We start from the raw sequence: 14,649 nt of genomic DNA, 5'->3' as shown, positions 1-14,649 counted from the left end.
CCTCAACCGGAAAAGGCAATGGCAAAGCCCTTCAAAAAGCTGGTGGTTTCATTCAACGGATTTGATAAAAGAAAACGGGCAGGACGCCTGTTTCCGGCATTGACATGGGCTGATGCGATGTTTAAGAAAGGCGTCGTTCCGCACGGAACACCAAAGAGATAAGGGCAAGTGGCCGAGTGGCTGAAGGCGCTCCCCTGCTAAGGGAGTATGGGGTCAAAAGCCCCATCGAGGGTTCGAATCCCTCCTTGTCCGCCATTGATCAAGGCACCCGAACAGGGTGCCTTTTTCTTTTGCCAAAACCAATAAAACAAAAAACGCGATGAGCCATGTCATCGCGTTTTTGCATTTTCGGTAAATCAGGTGAAGGCGTTAAAGGTAATGATGGTCTGGGTGTCCTTGATATGGGGCAGCAGATGGATTTTTTCGTTCACATAGCGCCCGATATCCTGACCGTCCTCGATATAGACCTTTACCAGCAGCTCGAACGGACCCGAGATCGAATAGACTTCCGATACACCTTCGATTTCCTCGACCAGTGAGGTGGCAACGTCATAGGCTTTGCCCAGATCGCATTTCACGAAAATGAAGAAGGGATGCATCGGTGCGGCTCCGGTATTTGGTGATAAAAATTATGCCCCAAGCTATCGCGGTGCGGCGGTGGTTTCAATCATTACTGCGGCGAATGTACGCGGCGTCTTAAGATTGAGACGGGCGACGCAGAATTTCCAGATGCTTGATGCGCGCACGCACCTGCTCGGGGTTATGTTGACCAACCCCTTCAAGCAGGGTTTCAAGCATTACCATGCTGGCAGCAGAGCTATCCCATGTCGTGCCGGTTTCGATACGGACCGGAAAGACATGCCGGGCGAATTGCGCAATCGGGCTGAGCCACTGGTCCGTGAAAAGAATGATTTTGGCATCCTGCCGTGCGGCGGCTTCGGCAAAGGCAATGACATCAGCCTGATAACGTCGGACATCAAAAACCAGCAGAACATCGCGTTTGCCGATATCCAGAAGGTCTTCGGCCCATTTGGCACTTTGGCCCGAGACGCGCCGAACATGGCTTCGCATGGTGCGCAGATGTTCATAGGCATAAACCGCAAGGGCGGATGTAAACCGCCCGCCCAGCAGATAAACCGATCCCTTGCAATCACCGATCAGTTCAATGGCACTTTGCAGTTCGGCCGGGTTGATGTTGGCAAGGCTTGTGCGAATGTTGCTAATGGTTGCTTCGGTCATTTCATGAAGCAATTCACCCATCGGATGACCGGAATGATTGCGCGAGCGTGGCAGGCTGCTTCGGGTCAAAGGTGATTGCAGGCGAGCTTCGAGTTCACCGCGCAGGCGCGCCTGCATATCGGGATAGCTGTCAAAGCCGATCTTGCTGGCAAAGCGCAGCACCGTCGGGGCGGAAACGCCACACCTTTCGGCAAAGGTTGCCACCGTTTCAAGGCCGGCCATCGGATAGTTGCCAAGCAGCGCCTGGGCCAGTTTGCGTTCCGACGCGGTCAGTGTATCGGCTTTTTGCGTGATCTGTTCGGCGACTGTCGGTTTCGTTGCCTGCTGCTTCGCATCCAAAGGCGATATTTCCCCGGTTATGCCATTCGCACGGAATGGCCAAACACCCGCAAATTGCGCTTATGCATTGTTCGGGCGCGGTTTACCTTGTCTGACCTACAAATACAATGATTGTAACGAATTTTACAATATTTGATATTCTTGTCATCAAAATTGAAATCATGTAACGTTCATTACAGAAGGGATAAAACCCGTACCGCGAAAAGCGGTGCAACAATTCAACGACTTGGCAAGAGTCGGTCGCCTGGGAGGCGGTTCATCACACGGTACGGCCTTGTAAAAGGTGGTGCAGACAAGGGGGATGCAATATGGGTTGTCAGGGCTGCGAATATTTCCATCCAGATTTGGTGTCGATGTTGAACCTGCCGGGTTTTTCCGGGCGGTAAGGCATTTCAGATCACCGTTCGTGTCCTTCGGATGCGAACGGGTGGGATCGTATTTGCAGATGGCAGACCAACCGCTGTTGCGACCGATAAAACAGGGAGATGTTGGGGTGGCGTTAGATGCCTGAATTTATCAAGACCTACGTCAGATGGGTCGATTGTGTGAACCGCATCATCGGCCGGTTTGCGATGTATCTGATTTTTGCGATGCTTGCGGTGCTTTTGTATTCCGCCGCGACCAAGCTGATGGAATTTCCGGCCCTTTGGACACTGGAAACGGCTCAGTTCCTGATGGTGTCCTATTTCCTGCTGGGCGGGGGATATTCCATGCAGCTGGACTCGCACGTTCGGATGGATTTGCTGTATGGCGCATTGTCGCCGCGCAAACAGGCCGGGCTTGATGCGATCACGATCCTGTTTCTGATCTTTTATCTGGCATTTCTGCTGTATGGCGGCGTGTCATCGACCGCCTATGCGTTCGAGTATGGCGAAACCAGCTATTCCGCGTGGTCACCGCCGATGTCGCCGATCAAGGCGATCATGACATTTGGCGTGTTCATGATGCTGCTGCAGGCAATTGCAACCTTCTTTAAAGATGTGGCAGCCGCCCGCGGGGAGAGCCTTTCATGAGTTACGAGATGATCGCTCTTCTGATGTTTTCCACGATGATGCTGATGCTTCTGACCGGGAAACGGGTTTTTGGTGCCATCGGTTTTGTTGCCGTTGTTTTTGCTCTTGGTATGTGGGGGGATGGCGGTTCTGAAATGGCGTTCAGTGCCGCGATGAAGCTGATGAAGTGGTATCCGCTTCTGACGTTGCCGCTGTTTGTCTATATGGGTTACATGCTTTCGGAATCCGGTCTGGCCGATGATCTTTACCGGATGTTCCATGTCTGGATGGGGCCGGTGCGCGGTGGTCTTGCTATCGGGACGATTGTTTTGATGGTGGCGGTTTCGGCCATGAACGGGCTGAGCGTAGCGGGCATGGCAATCGGTGCCAGCATTGCGTTGCCGGAGCTTTTGCGGCGTGGCTATGACAAGGTCATGGTGACCGGCGTGATCCAGGCGGGCAGTTCGCTTGGCATTCTGGTGCCGCCAAGTGTGGTTCTGGTGCTGTATGGCATGATCGCGCGTCAGCCGGTCGGGCAGCTTTGGCTGGCGGGGGTGTTCCCCGGGTTGCTGATGGCGGGCATGTTCATCATTTATATCGCCATTCGCTGCTGGCTGCAGCCCAGCATGGGCCCGGCCTTGAGCAAGGACGAACGCGCGGAAATCACATGGGGCGAGAAGGTCGGCCTGCTGAAAGCCGGGATCGTTCCGCTGTTCATCTTCTTCTCGATGACCGGTCTGTTCCTGATGGGGATTACATCGCTTGTTGAAAGTTCAGCCGTGGGGGCGCTTGCCGCGACCATTGCCGCCTTGTTCAAGCGCCGCCTGACCCGCGTTGTCATGGAAGAAACCCTGCGCAAAACGCTTTCGATCAGCTGCATGTTCATGTGGATCATTCTGGCGGCCCTTGCCTTTGGTGCCGTTTTTGACGGCCTGGGTGCGGTCCGGGCGATTGAAAGCTTCTTTGTCGATCAGATGGGCCTTGGCCCGTGGCAGATACTGATCATGATGCAGATTTCCTTCATCCTGATGGGCATGTTCCTTGATGACACCGCAATGCTGGTGATCGTCGCACCGCTTTATGTGCCGCTGGTTGGTGCACTTGGTTTCGATCTGGTCTGGTATGGCGTGCTTTATACCATCACCTGTCAGATCGCCTATATGACACCGCCGTTTGGTTACAACCTGTTCCTGATGCGAGCCATGGCCCCGCCAGAGGTGACGTTAAAGGACATCTATAAATCCATCACACCGTTTGTGATCATCATGGCGATGGCGCTTGGCATCGTGATGGCGTTCCCGCAGATCGCGCTGTGGCTGCCGGAATGGCATTACGCGCGGTAAGCAAATGAACCCGATACCGGCGGGGTCGCAAGGCCCCGCCGTTCAAAACAAAATCAATTCAGGGGAGGTTCAAATTTCCAACAAGAGGAGGCGCTGCCAGACCCGTAAGGCGGGCAGGGCAGCTAATTAATGCGTTAACGAACTTCATCGATCAGGGAGATGATACAATGACGACGAGACGCGACTTTATGAAGAAAGCCGGTGTTGCAACCGCAGCAGCCGGTACCACGGCGTTTGCCGCACCTTATGTCAAGGCGCAGAACGCCAAGATCACCTGGCGTTTGCAGACCTATGCCGGTCCGGCGCTGGGCGAACATGTGATCAAACCGGCGATTGATGCCTTTAACAAGGTCGCCAATGGCGAAATGGAAATCGAACTTTACTATGCCGATCAGCTGGTTCCGACCGGCGAGTTGTTCCGTGCCATGCAGCGCGGCACTATTGATGCGGTTCAGTCCGATGATGACTCGATTGCGGCTCCGGTGGATATTTCGGTCTTTGGCGGCTATTTCCCGTTCGCGACCCGTTACAGCCTTGACGTTCCGGTCCTGTTTGAAGAATACGGCCTGAACGAAATCTGGGACGAAGCATATAGCGAAGTCGAAGGTGTCAAATGGCTTTCGGCCGGTTCGTGGGACCCGTGCCATTTTGCAACGGTTGATCCGATCAACAGTCTGGAAGACCTTAAAGGCAAGCGTGTCTTTACCTTCCCGACGGCTGGTAAATTCCTGTCGCGCTTTGGCGTTGTTCCGGTCACCCTGCCGTGGGAAGACATCGAGGTTGCCGTTCAGACCGGCGAACTTGACGGGATTGCATGGTCGGGCATCACCGAGGATTACACGGTCGGTTGGGCCGATGTGACCAACTATTTCCTGACCAACAACATTTCTGGTGCATGGTGTGGCTCGTTCTTCGCCAATGAAGAACGCTGGAACGAACTTCCGGAACATCTGAAAGTTCTGTTCAAGCTGTGCATGGACAGCTCGCACTATTATCGCCAGCATTGGTACTGGGGTGGTGAAGCCAAACTTCGTACCCAAGGCACGAAGATGAAGCTGACCTCGATCCCGGATGCGGAATGGGCGACGGTTGAAGCCGAAGCACATAAATTCTGGGACGAGATTGCACAGACCAGCCCGCGTTGCGCGAAGGTCGTGGATATCTTCAAGCAGTATGCTGCGGTGATGGAAAAAGCCGGCAAGCCGTATCGTTACAGCTAAGCCCGTCGGGAACGGTCAATTTTGATTGGGCAGGGCAGCAGATGTTTCATTGGGCACCTGCTGCCCTGTAAACCGGTATTCTTTTGTATTTATGCGAGTTTTGTCCATGTAACAAATAATACAAAATGGCAAAATATTTGTTTAAATGTTCAATGTTGTAATTTACATTACAGACCAAGACGTCACAAGACGCGAAATATAAACGGGCAGGAACCGGTCAATCCGACACAATAACAAAGCCCAAATCACAGGAGGCCGCCGATGCAGGCGAAGGATGTCAAAACCGCCGATGACGCACGAAAACTGATCAAGGAACGAGACATCAAATTCGTCAAAATCGGTATTTTCGACGTCGACGGAATCATGCGCGGCAAATACATGCATCGCGACAAATTCTTGTCGGCACTCGATTCCGGTTTTGCCTTTTGTGATGTGGTTCTGGGCTGGGATTCAAATGACCAGCTTTATGACAAGTCCGAGTTTACTGGCTGGCACACGGCATATCCGGATGCACCGGTGCGCGTGATCCCGGAAAGTTGCCGCGAATTGCCGATGGAGGACGATACAGTCCTGTTCCTTGGTGAGTTCGACGGACGGGCGGAAACGGTTTGCCCGCGTGGCACATTGCGCCGTGTTCTCGAAAAAGCCGATAGCATGGGGTATGACGTTTCGGCCGCCTGCGAATTCGAGTTTTTTCTGTTCGAGGAAGATCCGCATTCTGTGCGCGAGAAGAATTATCGCAATCTTAAGAACATCACGCCGGGCTTTTACGGTTATTCGATGCTGCGTAATTCCGTGCATTCGGAATTCTATCATGACCTGCTTGAACTGGGCGAAAGCATGGATTTCCCGATCGAGGGACTTCATACCGAAACTGGCCCGGGTGTGCTTGAAGCCGCCATCGGTCATGACGATGCATTAAGGGCGGCCGACAAAGCCGCATTGTTCAAGACCTTTACCAAGGTTCTGGCCCAGCGTGCTGGATGGATGGCGACCTTTATGGCGAAATGGTCGCCCGATTGGCCGGGGCAGTCGGGGCATATGCATGTTTCGATAAAGGGCAAGGATGGCCGGGCGGCATTTTATGACGCCAATAAACCGCACAACATGTCCGATGAAATGCGCTGGTTCCTTGGCGGGCAGCAGAAACTTATGCCGGAACTGCTGTCGATGGTGGCCTGTACGGTAAACAGTTATTCGCGACTGATCCCGGGTTTCTGGGCACCGACGACGGCAACATGGGGAGTTGAAAACCGGACCACGGCGCTTCGCGTCATTCCGGGGAGTGCGAAGTCGCAACGCATTGAATATCGCATTGCTGCGGCGGATATTAACCCCTATATCGCGCTTTCGGCTGCCATCGGCTCGGGGCTTTGGGGCATTGAAAACAAGGTGGAGCCGGGCGAAATGGTCGTTGGCAACGCCTATGCGCAGGAATTCCCCGAAGATACGACATTGCCCGCGACCCTTTACGAGGCAGCCGGACGTTTGCGCAAATCCGAGGCGGCAAAATCACTGTTTGGCGAAGAATTTGTGACCCATTACGCCCAATCGCGGGAATGGGAAGAACGCGAATTCCGCAAGGCGATTACCGACTGGGAAATGCAGCGTTACTTCGAAATCATTTGATCTGTTGCACGCGGCGACGCATCGTCGCTTCGCGCCCGATCACATATCTTAGCGCCCTAACTCATTCTCCAATTGTGAGGCATTATGTCCGAGAGTTTACGCACCATCTCGCCCGTTGATGGATCCGTTTATGTCGAGCGTCCGCTTGCCAGTGCTGCCGAGATCAACAAGGCACTTGATGTTGCCCGCGCCGCACAGGCCGAATGGCGAACTGTGTCGGTCGCAACTCGTCAGGAAGTTCTGCGCAAGGCGGTTGCCGCCTTTGTCGCGAAAAAGGATGAAATCGCGACTGAAATCAGCTGGCAGATGGGCCGCCCGATTTCGCAGGCTGGTGGTGAGGTCAACGGTTTCAAGGAACGTGCAGATTACATGATCGATATCGCCCCAGAGGCGATTGGCGATTACAATCCGGGCGAGAAGGCCGGTTTTAACCGTTTCATCCGCCGTGAACCATTGGGCGTTGTTGCGATCATCGCACCGTGGAACTTCCCGTATCTGACGGCCGTGAATGGCGTTGTTCCGGCCCTTATGGCAGGGAATGCGGTGGTGCTGAAACATTCGCACCAGACCCCACTTTGCGCGGAACGCTTTGCCGAGGCCTTTGAAGTCGCCGGTCTGCCCAAGGGATTGTTCCAATATCTGCATCTGAGCCATGCGGATGCGGAAAAACTGATGGGCGATATCCGTGTTGATTTCGTCAATTTCACCGGTTCGGTTCCAGGCGGTCACGCGGTCCAGAAAGCGGTGGGTGGTAAGTTCATCGCGACAGGTATGGAGCTTGGCGGCAAGGACCCGGCCTATCTGCGTTCGGACGTCAATATCGATCATGCGGTGGAAAACGTCATTGATGGTGCGTTCTTTAACAGCGGGCAGTCGTGCTGCGGGATTGAACGTATTTACGCCCATGAAAGCGTATTTGATGCTTTTGTCGAAAAGGCAGCCGACCTTGTGTCGCAATACCGCCTTGGCAGTCCGGTTGATACGGAAACCAACCTTGGCCCTATGGTGCGGGCGTCATCGGCGGCCTTTGTGCGTGGCCAGATTGCCGATGCCATCCGCGACGGGGCAAAGGCATTGATCGATCCGTCGAAATTTGCTGCCAACAAGGAAGGCACCCCGTATCTGGCGCCGCAGGTTTTGATCAATGTCGATCATTCGATGCGCGTCATGAGCGAGGAAAGCTTTGGCCCGGTGGTCGGCGTCATGAAGGTGACGTCCGACGAGGAAGCCATTGCCCTGATGAATGACAGTGAATTCGGCCTGACGGCATCGGTCTGGACGGCGGATGAGGATGCCGCCCTTTCGATTGGTGATCGGCTTCAGACCGGAACGGTTTTCATGAACCGTGCAGATTACCTTGATCCGGCACTGGCCTGGACGGGGGTGAAAAATTCGGGACGTGGATGCACGCTTTCGAAACTGGGTTACGAATCACTGACCCGGCCGAAAAGCTTCCACCTGCGGACCAAGATTTAACGTCGCGTTTGCGCGCAAAGGATACAGAGATGACCAAGAAGATTGTTGGAAACTGGAACTTCCCGACCTCCGTGCGTTTTGGTCCGGGCCGTATTTCAGAACTGGCAGATGCCTGCAAGGCAACCGGCATGAAGAAGCCGTTGTTGATCACCGACGAGGGGCTCAAAGACCTGCCGATGGTGCGCGATGCGATTGCCGCAAACGAAGCCGCAGGACTTCCGACAGGGCTGTTTGCTGGTGTGAAAGGCAATCCGACAGGCAAAAACGTTGAAGACGGTCTGGCGGTCTACCGTGCAGGCGGTCATGACGGTGTGATTGCCTTTGGTGGCGGTTCGGGCCTTGATGCGGCCAAGGCAGTTGCCTTGATGGCGGGGCAGACCCGTCCGATGTGGGATTTCGAAGATATCGGTGACTGGTGGACCCGTGCCGATCCGGCCGGTATCGCGCCGATTGTTGCCGTTCCGACTACATCGGGGACTGGTTCCGAAGTCGGTCGTGCCAGCGTGATCACCAAGGAAGATACGCACGAAAAGAAAATCATCTTCCATCCGAAGATGTTACCAGCCATCGTGATTTCCGATCCGGAACTGACCATTGGCCTGCCGCCGCATGTGACGGCCGCGACCGGTGTCGATGCGTTTGTGCATTGTTTCGAAGCCCATTGTGCGCCGGGTTATCATCCGATGGCGGATGGTGTGGCCCTTGAAGGTATGCGTTTGATTGCTGATGCCCTGCCGCGTGCCTATGACGATGGCAAGGATATCGAGGCGCGCGCTGATATGCTTTCGGCAGCGTCGATGGGGGCAACAGCCTTCCAGAAGGGACTTGGCGGTGTTCATGCACTGGCCCATCCGATCGGGGCGATTTTTGATACCCACCATGGCCTGACCAACGCAATCCTTCTGCCGTATATCATGCGTGCCAACCGCCGCGCGATTGAAGGCAATTGTGAAACGATTTGTCGTTTGCTGGGCCTTGCCGCACCGGGCTTTGATACCCTGTTTGAATGGATTCTGGCGTTCCGTACCCGTCTTGGCATCGTCAATACGCTGGCGGAAATCGGTGTTGACGTAAACCGTGCCGAAGAAGTCGCGACCAAAGCCAAGGGTGATCCGTCCGATGGAGGCAACCCGATTGAACTTTCGGTGGCTGATTATGCCGAAATCTTCCGTCGGGCCTGTGTCGGCGAACTTGGCTAAGTTCAAGAAACGATAACCAGAACAATAACGGGATCAGGGTGTTATCATGGAAAACGTCAGAAAAATCCTGATTGTCGATGGCAATCGCCACGAAGTGAATGAATTGAACCGTTCACTGGGGGGATCGCCATCGGGCGAGGGATATGAAACGGCCCTGCGACGCCTTGATCCTGAACTTGATGTTACGATTGTCCGGCCTGCAGATGATGGGCCGGACTGTCTTCCCGACGGTGTGAAGCTTGGCGATTTTGACGGCATCGCTTGGACCGGTTCGGCGCTTAATGCCTATATCGATGAAGATGCCGTTTTAAACCAATTACCATTGGCCAGGGCGACGGTTGAATCCGGTGTGCCGGTATTTGGCAGTTGCTGGGGCATGCAGATTGTTGCCCGTGCGTTTGGCGGCGAAGTGCGTGCATCGCCCAATGGACGCGAGATCGGCGTGGGCCGCATGATCCGCCTGAATCGGGCAGGGGTTGCGCATCCGATGTATCGCGGGAAATCGATTTGTTTTTCGGCACTGACGGTGCATATGGACGAAGTATCGGTTCCGCCAAAGGGGGCGGTAATCCTTGCGGGGAACGAACACAGCCATATTCAGGCATTGGTGATGGAATATGACGGTCTGAAATTCTGGGGCGTGCAATACCATCCCGAATATACGCTGGCTGAACTTGCCGCGATTTTCCGGCGGTATGGGCAACGGTTGATTGATGCTGGATTGTTTGCCGATCAGGGCGCGCTTGAGACAATGGCGGCCAACTGGATGACATTGCATGAGAACCCGGGCCGACGCGATCTGGCATGGCAATATGGCATTGATAATGATGCGTTGCGCTATGAACGCCGATTGATCGAACTGGGCAACTGGCTGAAATATTCAGTCGGTAAAATTCGCAGTTAGATCGTTTCTTTGTAGGCGTTTAACGCGCGTTCCTGAACCGTTTTGCTATCAAGGTTCCAGACTGTTGTGCCGTGGGTTTCCGCCGTCAGACTTGCCATGGCAAGGCCGGTGCCAATCGCGGCGTCAAAGCTGGTTTCCGGTTTGCTGAAAGCCGACAGAAAGCCTGAATAAAACGCATCACCGGCACCATTGACGTCAACAACCTTGGTGGGCAGGGGGCGCCAGAACGCAATTTCACGGTCATCGGCGGATATGACACCCTTGGCACCCAGTGTGACGACAATATGGGGAATACCATGGTCACGCAGGGATTTGATCGCGTTTACCGCGTCATCGATGTCGTTGATTTCAATACCTGACAGGACTTTTGCTTCAGCGCGGTTGGCAATCAGGACATCAAGTTTGTCCAGAAGCGGCTTGAAACGGGCCGATTTTGACGGGGATACGGTCGCGGCACAAAAACGCGATGTACCTTTCTGGTTAGCCAGCCAGGTCAGCGTTTCGGTCGGCAGATTGGCATCGACCAGCCACCAGGGCCAGTTTTGAATATTTGCCAGTTGATCAGCCAGAAGGTCGCATGTCAGGCGGTCATAGACTTCGGCATCCATCAGGCCAAGGGCCAGTTCACCGGTTTCGTCAAGAATGGCAGTGTAACCCGCGGTATGGCCGCCGGGGATTTTGCGGATTTGCCGTGTATCGATACCGATTTCCGATAAGGAGCGGATGATCTGATCGCCGTCGCCATCGTCGCCGACCGCACCCAGCATGCCGACATTACATCCCTGCAACCGCAGGTGAACCGCGATATTGCGACTGACACCACCCGGTTTGCGATGCAGGGTCCGCACAGGGTTTGACGCCGCAGGCACGAATGTTTCCGTGCATTGCAGTGTTCGGTCAAAATGGGCTGCACCAAGGCAAAGGATATTGCTGGCCGGGTTGATCAAGATGATGCTCTGTTTCTTATTGAATGGGTCGTTGGCGACAGGTGCGAAGTCATAAGCCGCAGGGCCAACGCAACGCAAGCAAAACAAGAAGGGCAGCGCACGGGATCATTGTGCGCTGCCCTTTGGTCAAACCCGTTGGTTCGGGCTTATTTAATCATGATGCGGTCACTGGTTGCCGGGGTCATCGGCGAATTCATGCCGATATATTCCGCAACAGCCTGTTCAAGGTTCGGACCGAAATCATAGACATCAGTTGCGTTGTCGCGGAACAAGGCATAGCCATCCCCGCCATTGCGCATGAAGTCGTTCGATACAACGCCATATGTTTTGGCCGGATCAATCGGGGCGAAAGTACCGCCTTCATTGACCATGACGTTGGATACGCGCGCCCCGACCGGCGCGTTAAGATCCAGATCGAATTTCAGGCCGGAAACCTGCGGGAACTGGCCCTTGCCCTCGGATACCATCGACACGCCATGTTCAAGCGATGCAATGACATCGGCACCTGACAGTTTGAAGGTTGCCAGGGCGTTCTGGAACGGCAGAACCGTAAGAACTTCGCCCATTGTTACGGTGCCTTCGTCAATGCTGGCGCGGACACCGCCGCCATTCTGGATGGCGATCTGGTAACCTTCGCCAGCTTTCCAAAGCATCGCATCGGCAATCAGCGAGCCCATGGAGCATTCCATTGCGCGACAGGTTTCGCGCGATCCATCGGCCGCTATGGTAAAGCTGCCGACTTCGATGGTACGGACGGCATCGACCGAACCGCTAACTTCGGCGATTTTTGCCAGAACGTCATCGGCCGGTTTGATATTGCTATCAAGGGTGATCGGTTCCCCCGACCATGCCTTTGCCACTCCGTCATCATCAAAGGTGACTTCGAGTGCGCCGAGATAGCGGCTATAGGCATAGGCCTGAACGACCAGAACGGGTTTGCCATCCGGTGCGGTTTCGACAACCGGGTAGGGATAGTTGGCCTTTTCATTGGTGTTCGAGAAGAGCTGGTTATCGTGACCGCCCACGATGACATCGATGCCGCTGACGGTTTTGGCCAGTTCAAAATCCTTGTAGGAGCCGGAATGACTCATGACGATGATTTTATTGATGCCTTTAAGGCGCAGACGGGCAACCGAATAGCGCAGCGCCATTTCGGAATCGGTGATGCTGACATGGTCGCCCGGGCTCGAGATATCAGGGGTTTCCTCGGTGGTGATGCCGATCAGGCCGATTTTCTCGCCCCCGACTTCGACGATGGTGTCGGGCTTGATGAACCCTTCAAGGCCGGAACCGCCAAGCGGCTTGACGTTGGCCGATAGGACCGGAATTTTGCTGGCCTTGATGAAGGCGGCAAGAACTTCGGGGCCGTCGTCAAATTCATGGTTGCCGATGGTCATGGCATCGTAACCCGCCATTGCCATCAGTTCGGCGGTCAGCTTGCCCTTGTAGGTCGAATAATAAAGCGATCCCTGGAACTGATCGCCGCCGTCCAGAACAAGGACATTGCCGCCCATGGCACGATTCTCGCGAATGGCGGTTGCCAAACGGGCATAACCGCCAAAGCATTTGCCTTCTGTTTCGTCTTCGGCGCTGCAACTGTTATTGTATTTGGTAACCGATTCAACACGATCATGAACGTCGTTGGTATGCAGGATGCGCAGATCATAATCCGCAAGTGCCGAACCGGCACCGAAAGTCAGCATCGTGCAGGCCGAAAGAAGCCCCGCAATTTTCCGTTTCATTTTTTATCTCCGAACAAGCCGTTGCACCGGGATCCCTCGACCCGGTGTGGCATGAAAAGTCAAATCCCTGAACGCACGTGACCCTAGCATTAAAATTCTTTTGGGGGTACGTCCGGTTGATGACGTGACGGTTAAATTGTCGATCCGCATCAGGGCGATGGAGGACACATTTTCATTGCAATGCAGAATCGGACGCCTTTGTTTTCGGGCCAACAGGCAGGATTACAGAAATAGCGTGAGTCGCGATTATGAAATTCTTTGAGAAATAGTATCGGCAGCGATTGAAATGTCAGCGTTTTCTAATGCGTGAAAAACTAAGGGAAACCCCGCAGATAGACGGTAAAAAGGTAAGCTGGGGTAGAATGAATTCTGACCGAATGGACAGGTTTTGTGCCTATGGTCCGTGCTCTGCTATTTACAGAGTACTGTATTTTGTAGTTACCATAGGCGTTCTGCAGCAGAGACGCACAAAAGCATACCGGCATCCGGGGCAAAAAGCGGCGCTGCTGCATGAAACACTTTTTCGATGAGGGAGTCCTGCCGGTTAAGGGCACTGGCGGGATATAAAAGAGAATCAAGCAATAGAAGGGCATCGGAATGAAAAAGCTTCTGACCACCATGGTCGCGGCTGTTGCATGCTATGCAGGTGTAGCGAGCGCAGCAGAAATCAAACCGGCAGTCGTTTACGATCTGGGCGGCCGTTTTGACCGTTCGTTTAACCAGGGCGCATATAACGGTGCCGAGAAATACAAGGCCGACACCGGGACCGAGTATCGCGATTTCGAAATCCAGAACGATTCGCAGCGCGAACAGGCCATGCGCAACTTCGCACGCCGCGGCATGAACCCGATTGTTGCAATCGGCTTCTCGCAGGCATCAGCCCTTGAGAAAGTTGCAACCGAATTCCCTGATATCAAGTTCACGATCGTTGACATGGTTGTTGACCTGCCGAACGTTCAGTCGGTGGTATTCAAGGAACATGAAGGTTCGTTCCTGGTTGGTGTTTTGGCAGCAATGGCATCAAAAACCGGCAAGGTCGGCTTCATCGGTGGCATGGATATTCCGCTGATCCGCAAATTTGCCTGTGGTTATGCGCAGGGTGTTAAACACGCCAATGCCGATGCCGAAGTCTTCCAGAATATGACCGGCACCACCGGTGCGGCATGGAATGACCCGGTTAAAGGTGGCGAACTTGCAAAATCGCAATTCGACCGTGGGGCGGACGTTGTCTATCACGCGGCTGGCGGCACCGGCGTTGGTGTTCTGCAGGCGGCGGCGGATGCCGGCAAGCTTGGCATCGGTGTTGACTCAAACCAGAATGCCCTGCATCCGGGTTCGGTTCTGACCTCGATGCTCAAGCGTGTTGACGTTGCTGTTTACGAAGCGTTCGACGCTGCTGCCAACGACACATGGGAACCGGGCGTAACCGTTCTTGGCCTTGCAGAAGGCGGCGTTGACTGGGCGCTTGACGAGAACAACGAGAAACTCATCACCGACGACATGAAAGCGGCTGTTGCCAAGGCCAAGGAAGAAATCATTTCCGGCAACCTTGAAGTCCATGATTACATGAGCGACAGCGCCTGCCCGATGTAAGGCAGGACGAACAAACCGGGGATTTG

Annotated in this window: 13 protein-coding genes and 1 tRNA gene; 10 read left to right on the top strand and 4 right to left on the bottom strand. The window is 54.3% G+C overall.

Translation table 11 applies throughout. The features are described 5' to 3' along the window. Window positions 1–18 precede the first annotated feature (18 nt). Both AUP42_RS21340 and AUP42_RS04000 read left to right on the top strand, forming a co-directional pair. Entirely contained in the window at window positions 19–162 is a 144-nt protein-coding gene (locus AUP42_RS21340) for a hypothetical protein (RefSeq protein WP_156484562.1), read from the top strand. Beyond that, a tRNA-Ser gene (locus tag AUP42_RS04000) sits at window positions 163–255 on the top strand. Window positions 256–356: 101 nt separating this feature from the next. Here the strand turns inward: AUP42_RS04000 and AUP42_RS03995 are convergent. Both AUP42_RS03995 and AUP42_RS03990 read right to left on the bottom strand, forming a co-directional pair. Continuing rightward, window positions 357–599, bottom strand: a complete 243-nt coding sequence (locus AUP42_RS03995) for an Lrp/AsnC ligand binding domain-containing protein (protein WP_062949102.1) — start codon at window positions 597–599, stop codon at window positions 357–359. 97 nt (window positions 600–696) lie between these two features. Further along, entirely contained in the window at window positions 697–1,578 is an 882-nt protein-coding gene (locus AUP42_RS03990; RefSeq protein ID WP_062949100.1) for a MurR/RpiR family transcriptional regulator, read from the bottom strand. Between the two features lie 503 nt (window positions 1,579–2,081). On the opposite strand from AUP42_RS03990, the gene AUP42_RS03985 reads away from it, so the two are divergent. The 7 genes from AUP42_RS03985 to AUP42_RS03955 all read left to right on the top strand — a co-directional run bounded on the left by AUP42_RS03985 (window position 2,082) and on the right by AUP42_RS03955 (window position 10,341). Beyond that, entirely contained in the window at window positions 2,082–2,591 is a 510-nt protein-coding gene (locus AUP42_RS03985; RefSeq protein ID WP_037987544.1) for a TRAP transporter small permease subunit, read from the top strand. Continuing rightward, window positions 2,588–3,913: a TRAP transporter large permease gene (locus tag AUP42_RS03980; protein WP_062949098.1), complete on the top strand. Its 1,326-nt coding sequence runs from the start codon at window positions 2,588–2,590 to the stop codon at window positions 3,911–3,913. The genes AUP42_RS03985 and AUP42_RS03980 overlap by 4 nt, the downstream gene beginning before the upstream one ends. Window positions 3,914–4,080: 167 nt before the next feature. After that, a complete protein-coding gene (locus tag AUP42_RS03975; RefSeq protein WP_062949096.1) occupies window positions 4,081–5,133 on the top strand; it encodes a TRAP transporter substrate-binding protein in 1,053 nt (350 codons plus the stop codon). A gap of 261 nt (window positions 5,134–5,394) precedes the next feature. Next, entirely contained in the window at window positions 5,395–6,762 is a 1,368-nt protein-coding gene (locus tag AUP42_RS03970) for a glutamine synthetase family protein (protein WP_062949094.1), read from the top strand. 84 nt (window positions 6,763–6,846) lie between these two features. After that, a complete protein-coding gene (locus AUP42_RS03965; RefSeq protein WP_062949092.1) occupies window positions 6,847–8,238 on the top strand; it encodes an aldehyde dehydrogenase family protein in 1,392 nt (463 codons plus the stop codon). Between the two features lie 29 nt (window positions 8,239–8,267). Next, on the top strand, window positions 8,268–9,437 hold the full coding sequence (locus tag AUP42_RS03960) for an iron-containing alcohol dehydrogenase (protein WP_062949090.1): 1,170 nt from the start codon (window positions 8,268–8,270) through the stop codon (window positions 9,435–9,437). Window positions 9,438–9,483: 46 nt separating this feature from the next. After that, window positions 9,484–10,341, top strand: coding sequence for a type 1 glutamine amidotransferase (locus AUP42_RS03955; protein ID WP_062949088.1), 858 nt, complete (start codon window positions 9,484–9,486; stop codon window positions 10,339–10,341). On the opposite strand, the gene AUP42_RS03950 is transcribed toward AUP42_RS03955, so the two are convergent. Together AUP42_RS03950 and AUP42_RS03945 are read right to left on the bottom strand one after the other, a co-directional pair. Then, on the bottom strand, window positions 10,338–11,288 hold the full coding sequence (locus tag AUP42_RS03950) for a carbohydrate kinase family protein (RefSeq protein WP_062949086.1): 951 nt from the start codon (window positions 11,286–11,288) through the stop codon (window positions 10,338–10,340). The two genes, AUP42_RS03955 and AUP42_RS03950, sit on opposite strands and share 4 nt — an antisense overlap. A 146-nt stretch (window positions 11,289–11,434) precedes the next feature. Next, window positions 11,435–13,030, bottom strand: coding sequence for a bifunctional metallophosphatase/5'-nucleotidase (locus AUP42_RS03945; RefSeq protein WP_062949084.1), 1,596 nt, complete (start codon window positions 13,028–13,030; stop codon window positions 11,435–11,437). A gap of 597 nt (window positions 13,031–13,627) precedes the next feature. Between AUP42_RS03945 and AUP42_RS03940 the strand changes: the two genes are divergently transcribed. Further along, entirely contained in the window at window positions 13,628–14,623 is a 996-nt protein-coding gene (locus AUP42_RS03940) for a BMP family lipoprotein (protein WP_062949082.1), read from the top strand. Window positions 14,624–14,649 lie beyond the last annotated feature (26 nt).

Source organism: Thalassospira lucentensis (assembly GCF_001613805.1).
Classification (GTDB): domain Bacteria; phylum Pseudomonadota; class Alphaproteobacteria; order Rhodospirillales; family Thalassospiraceae; genus Thalassospira; species Thalassospira lucentensis_A.
The sequence above is the reverse complement of the archived record's forward strand: the minus strand, read 5'-3'. Positions and strand labels throughout refer to the sequence as shown.

Bases quoted from the DNA above. Each gene is read 5' to 3' on its own strand.
- AUP42_RS03970 (WP_062949094.1), top strand. From the start codon at position 5,395: ATGCAGGCGAAGGATGTCAAAACCGCCGATGACGCACGAAAACTGATC.
- AUP42_RS03945 (WP_062949084.1), bottom strand. From the start codon at position 13,030: ATGAAACGGAAAATTGCGGGGCTTCTTTCGGCCTGCACGATGCTGACT.
- AUP42_RS03940 (WP_062949082.1), top strand. From the start codon at position 13,628: ATGAAAAAGCTTCTGACCACCATGGTCGCGGCTGTTGCATGCTATGCA.
- AUP42_RS03985 (WP_037987544.1), top strand. From the start codon at position 2,082: ATGCCTGAATTTATCAAGACCTACGTCAGATGGGTCGATTGTGTGAAC.
- AUP42_RS03960 (WP_062949090.1), top strand. From the start codon at position 8,268: ATGACCAAGAAGATTGTTGGAAACTGGAACTTCCCGACCTCCGTGCGT.
- AUP42_RS03995 (WP_062949102.1), bottom strand. From the start codon at position 599: ATGCATCCCTTCTTCATTTTCGTGAAATGCGATCTGGGCAAAGCCTAT.
- AUP42_RS03975 (WP_062949096.1), top strand. From the start codon at position 4,081: ATGACGACGAGACGCGACTTTATGAAGAAAGCCGGTGTTGCAACCGCA.
- AUP42_RS03980 (WP_062949098.1), top strand. From the start codon at position 2,588: ATGAGTTACGAGATGATCGCTCTTCTGATGTTTTCCACGATGATGCTG.
- AUP42_RS03965 (WP_062949092.1), top strand. From the start codon at position 6,847: ATGTCCGAGAGTTTACGCACCATCTCGCCCGTTGATGGATCCGTTTAT.
- AUP42_RS21340 (WP_156484562.1), top strand. From the start codon at position 19: ATGGCAAAGCCCTTCAAAAAGCTGGTGGTTTCATTCAACGGATTTGAT.
- AUP42_RS03955 (WP_062949088.1), top strand. From the start codon at position 9,484: ATGGAAAACGTCAGAAAAATCCTGATTGTCGATGGCAATCGCCACGAA.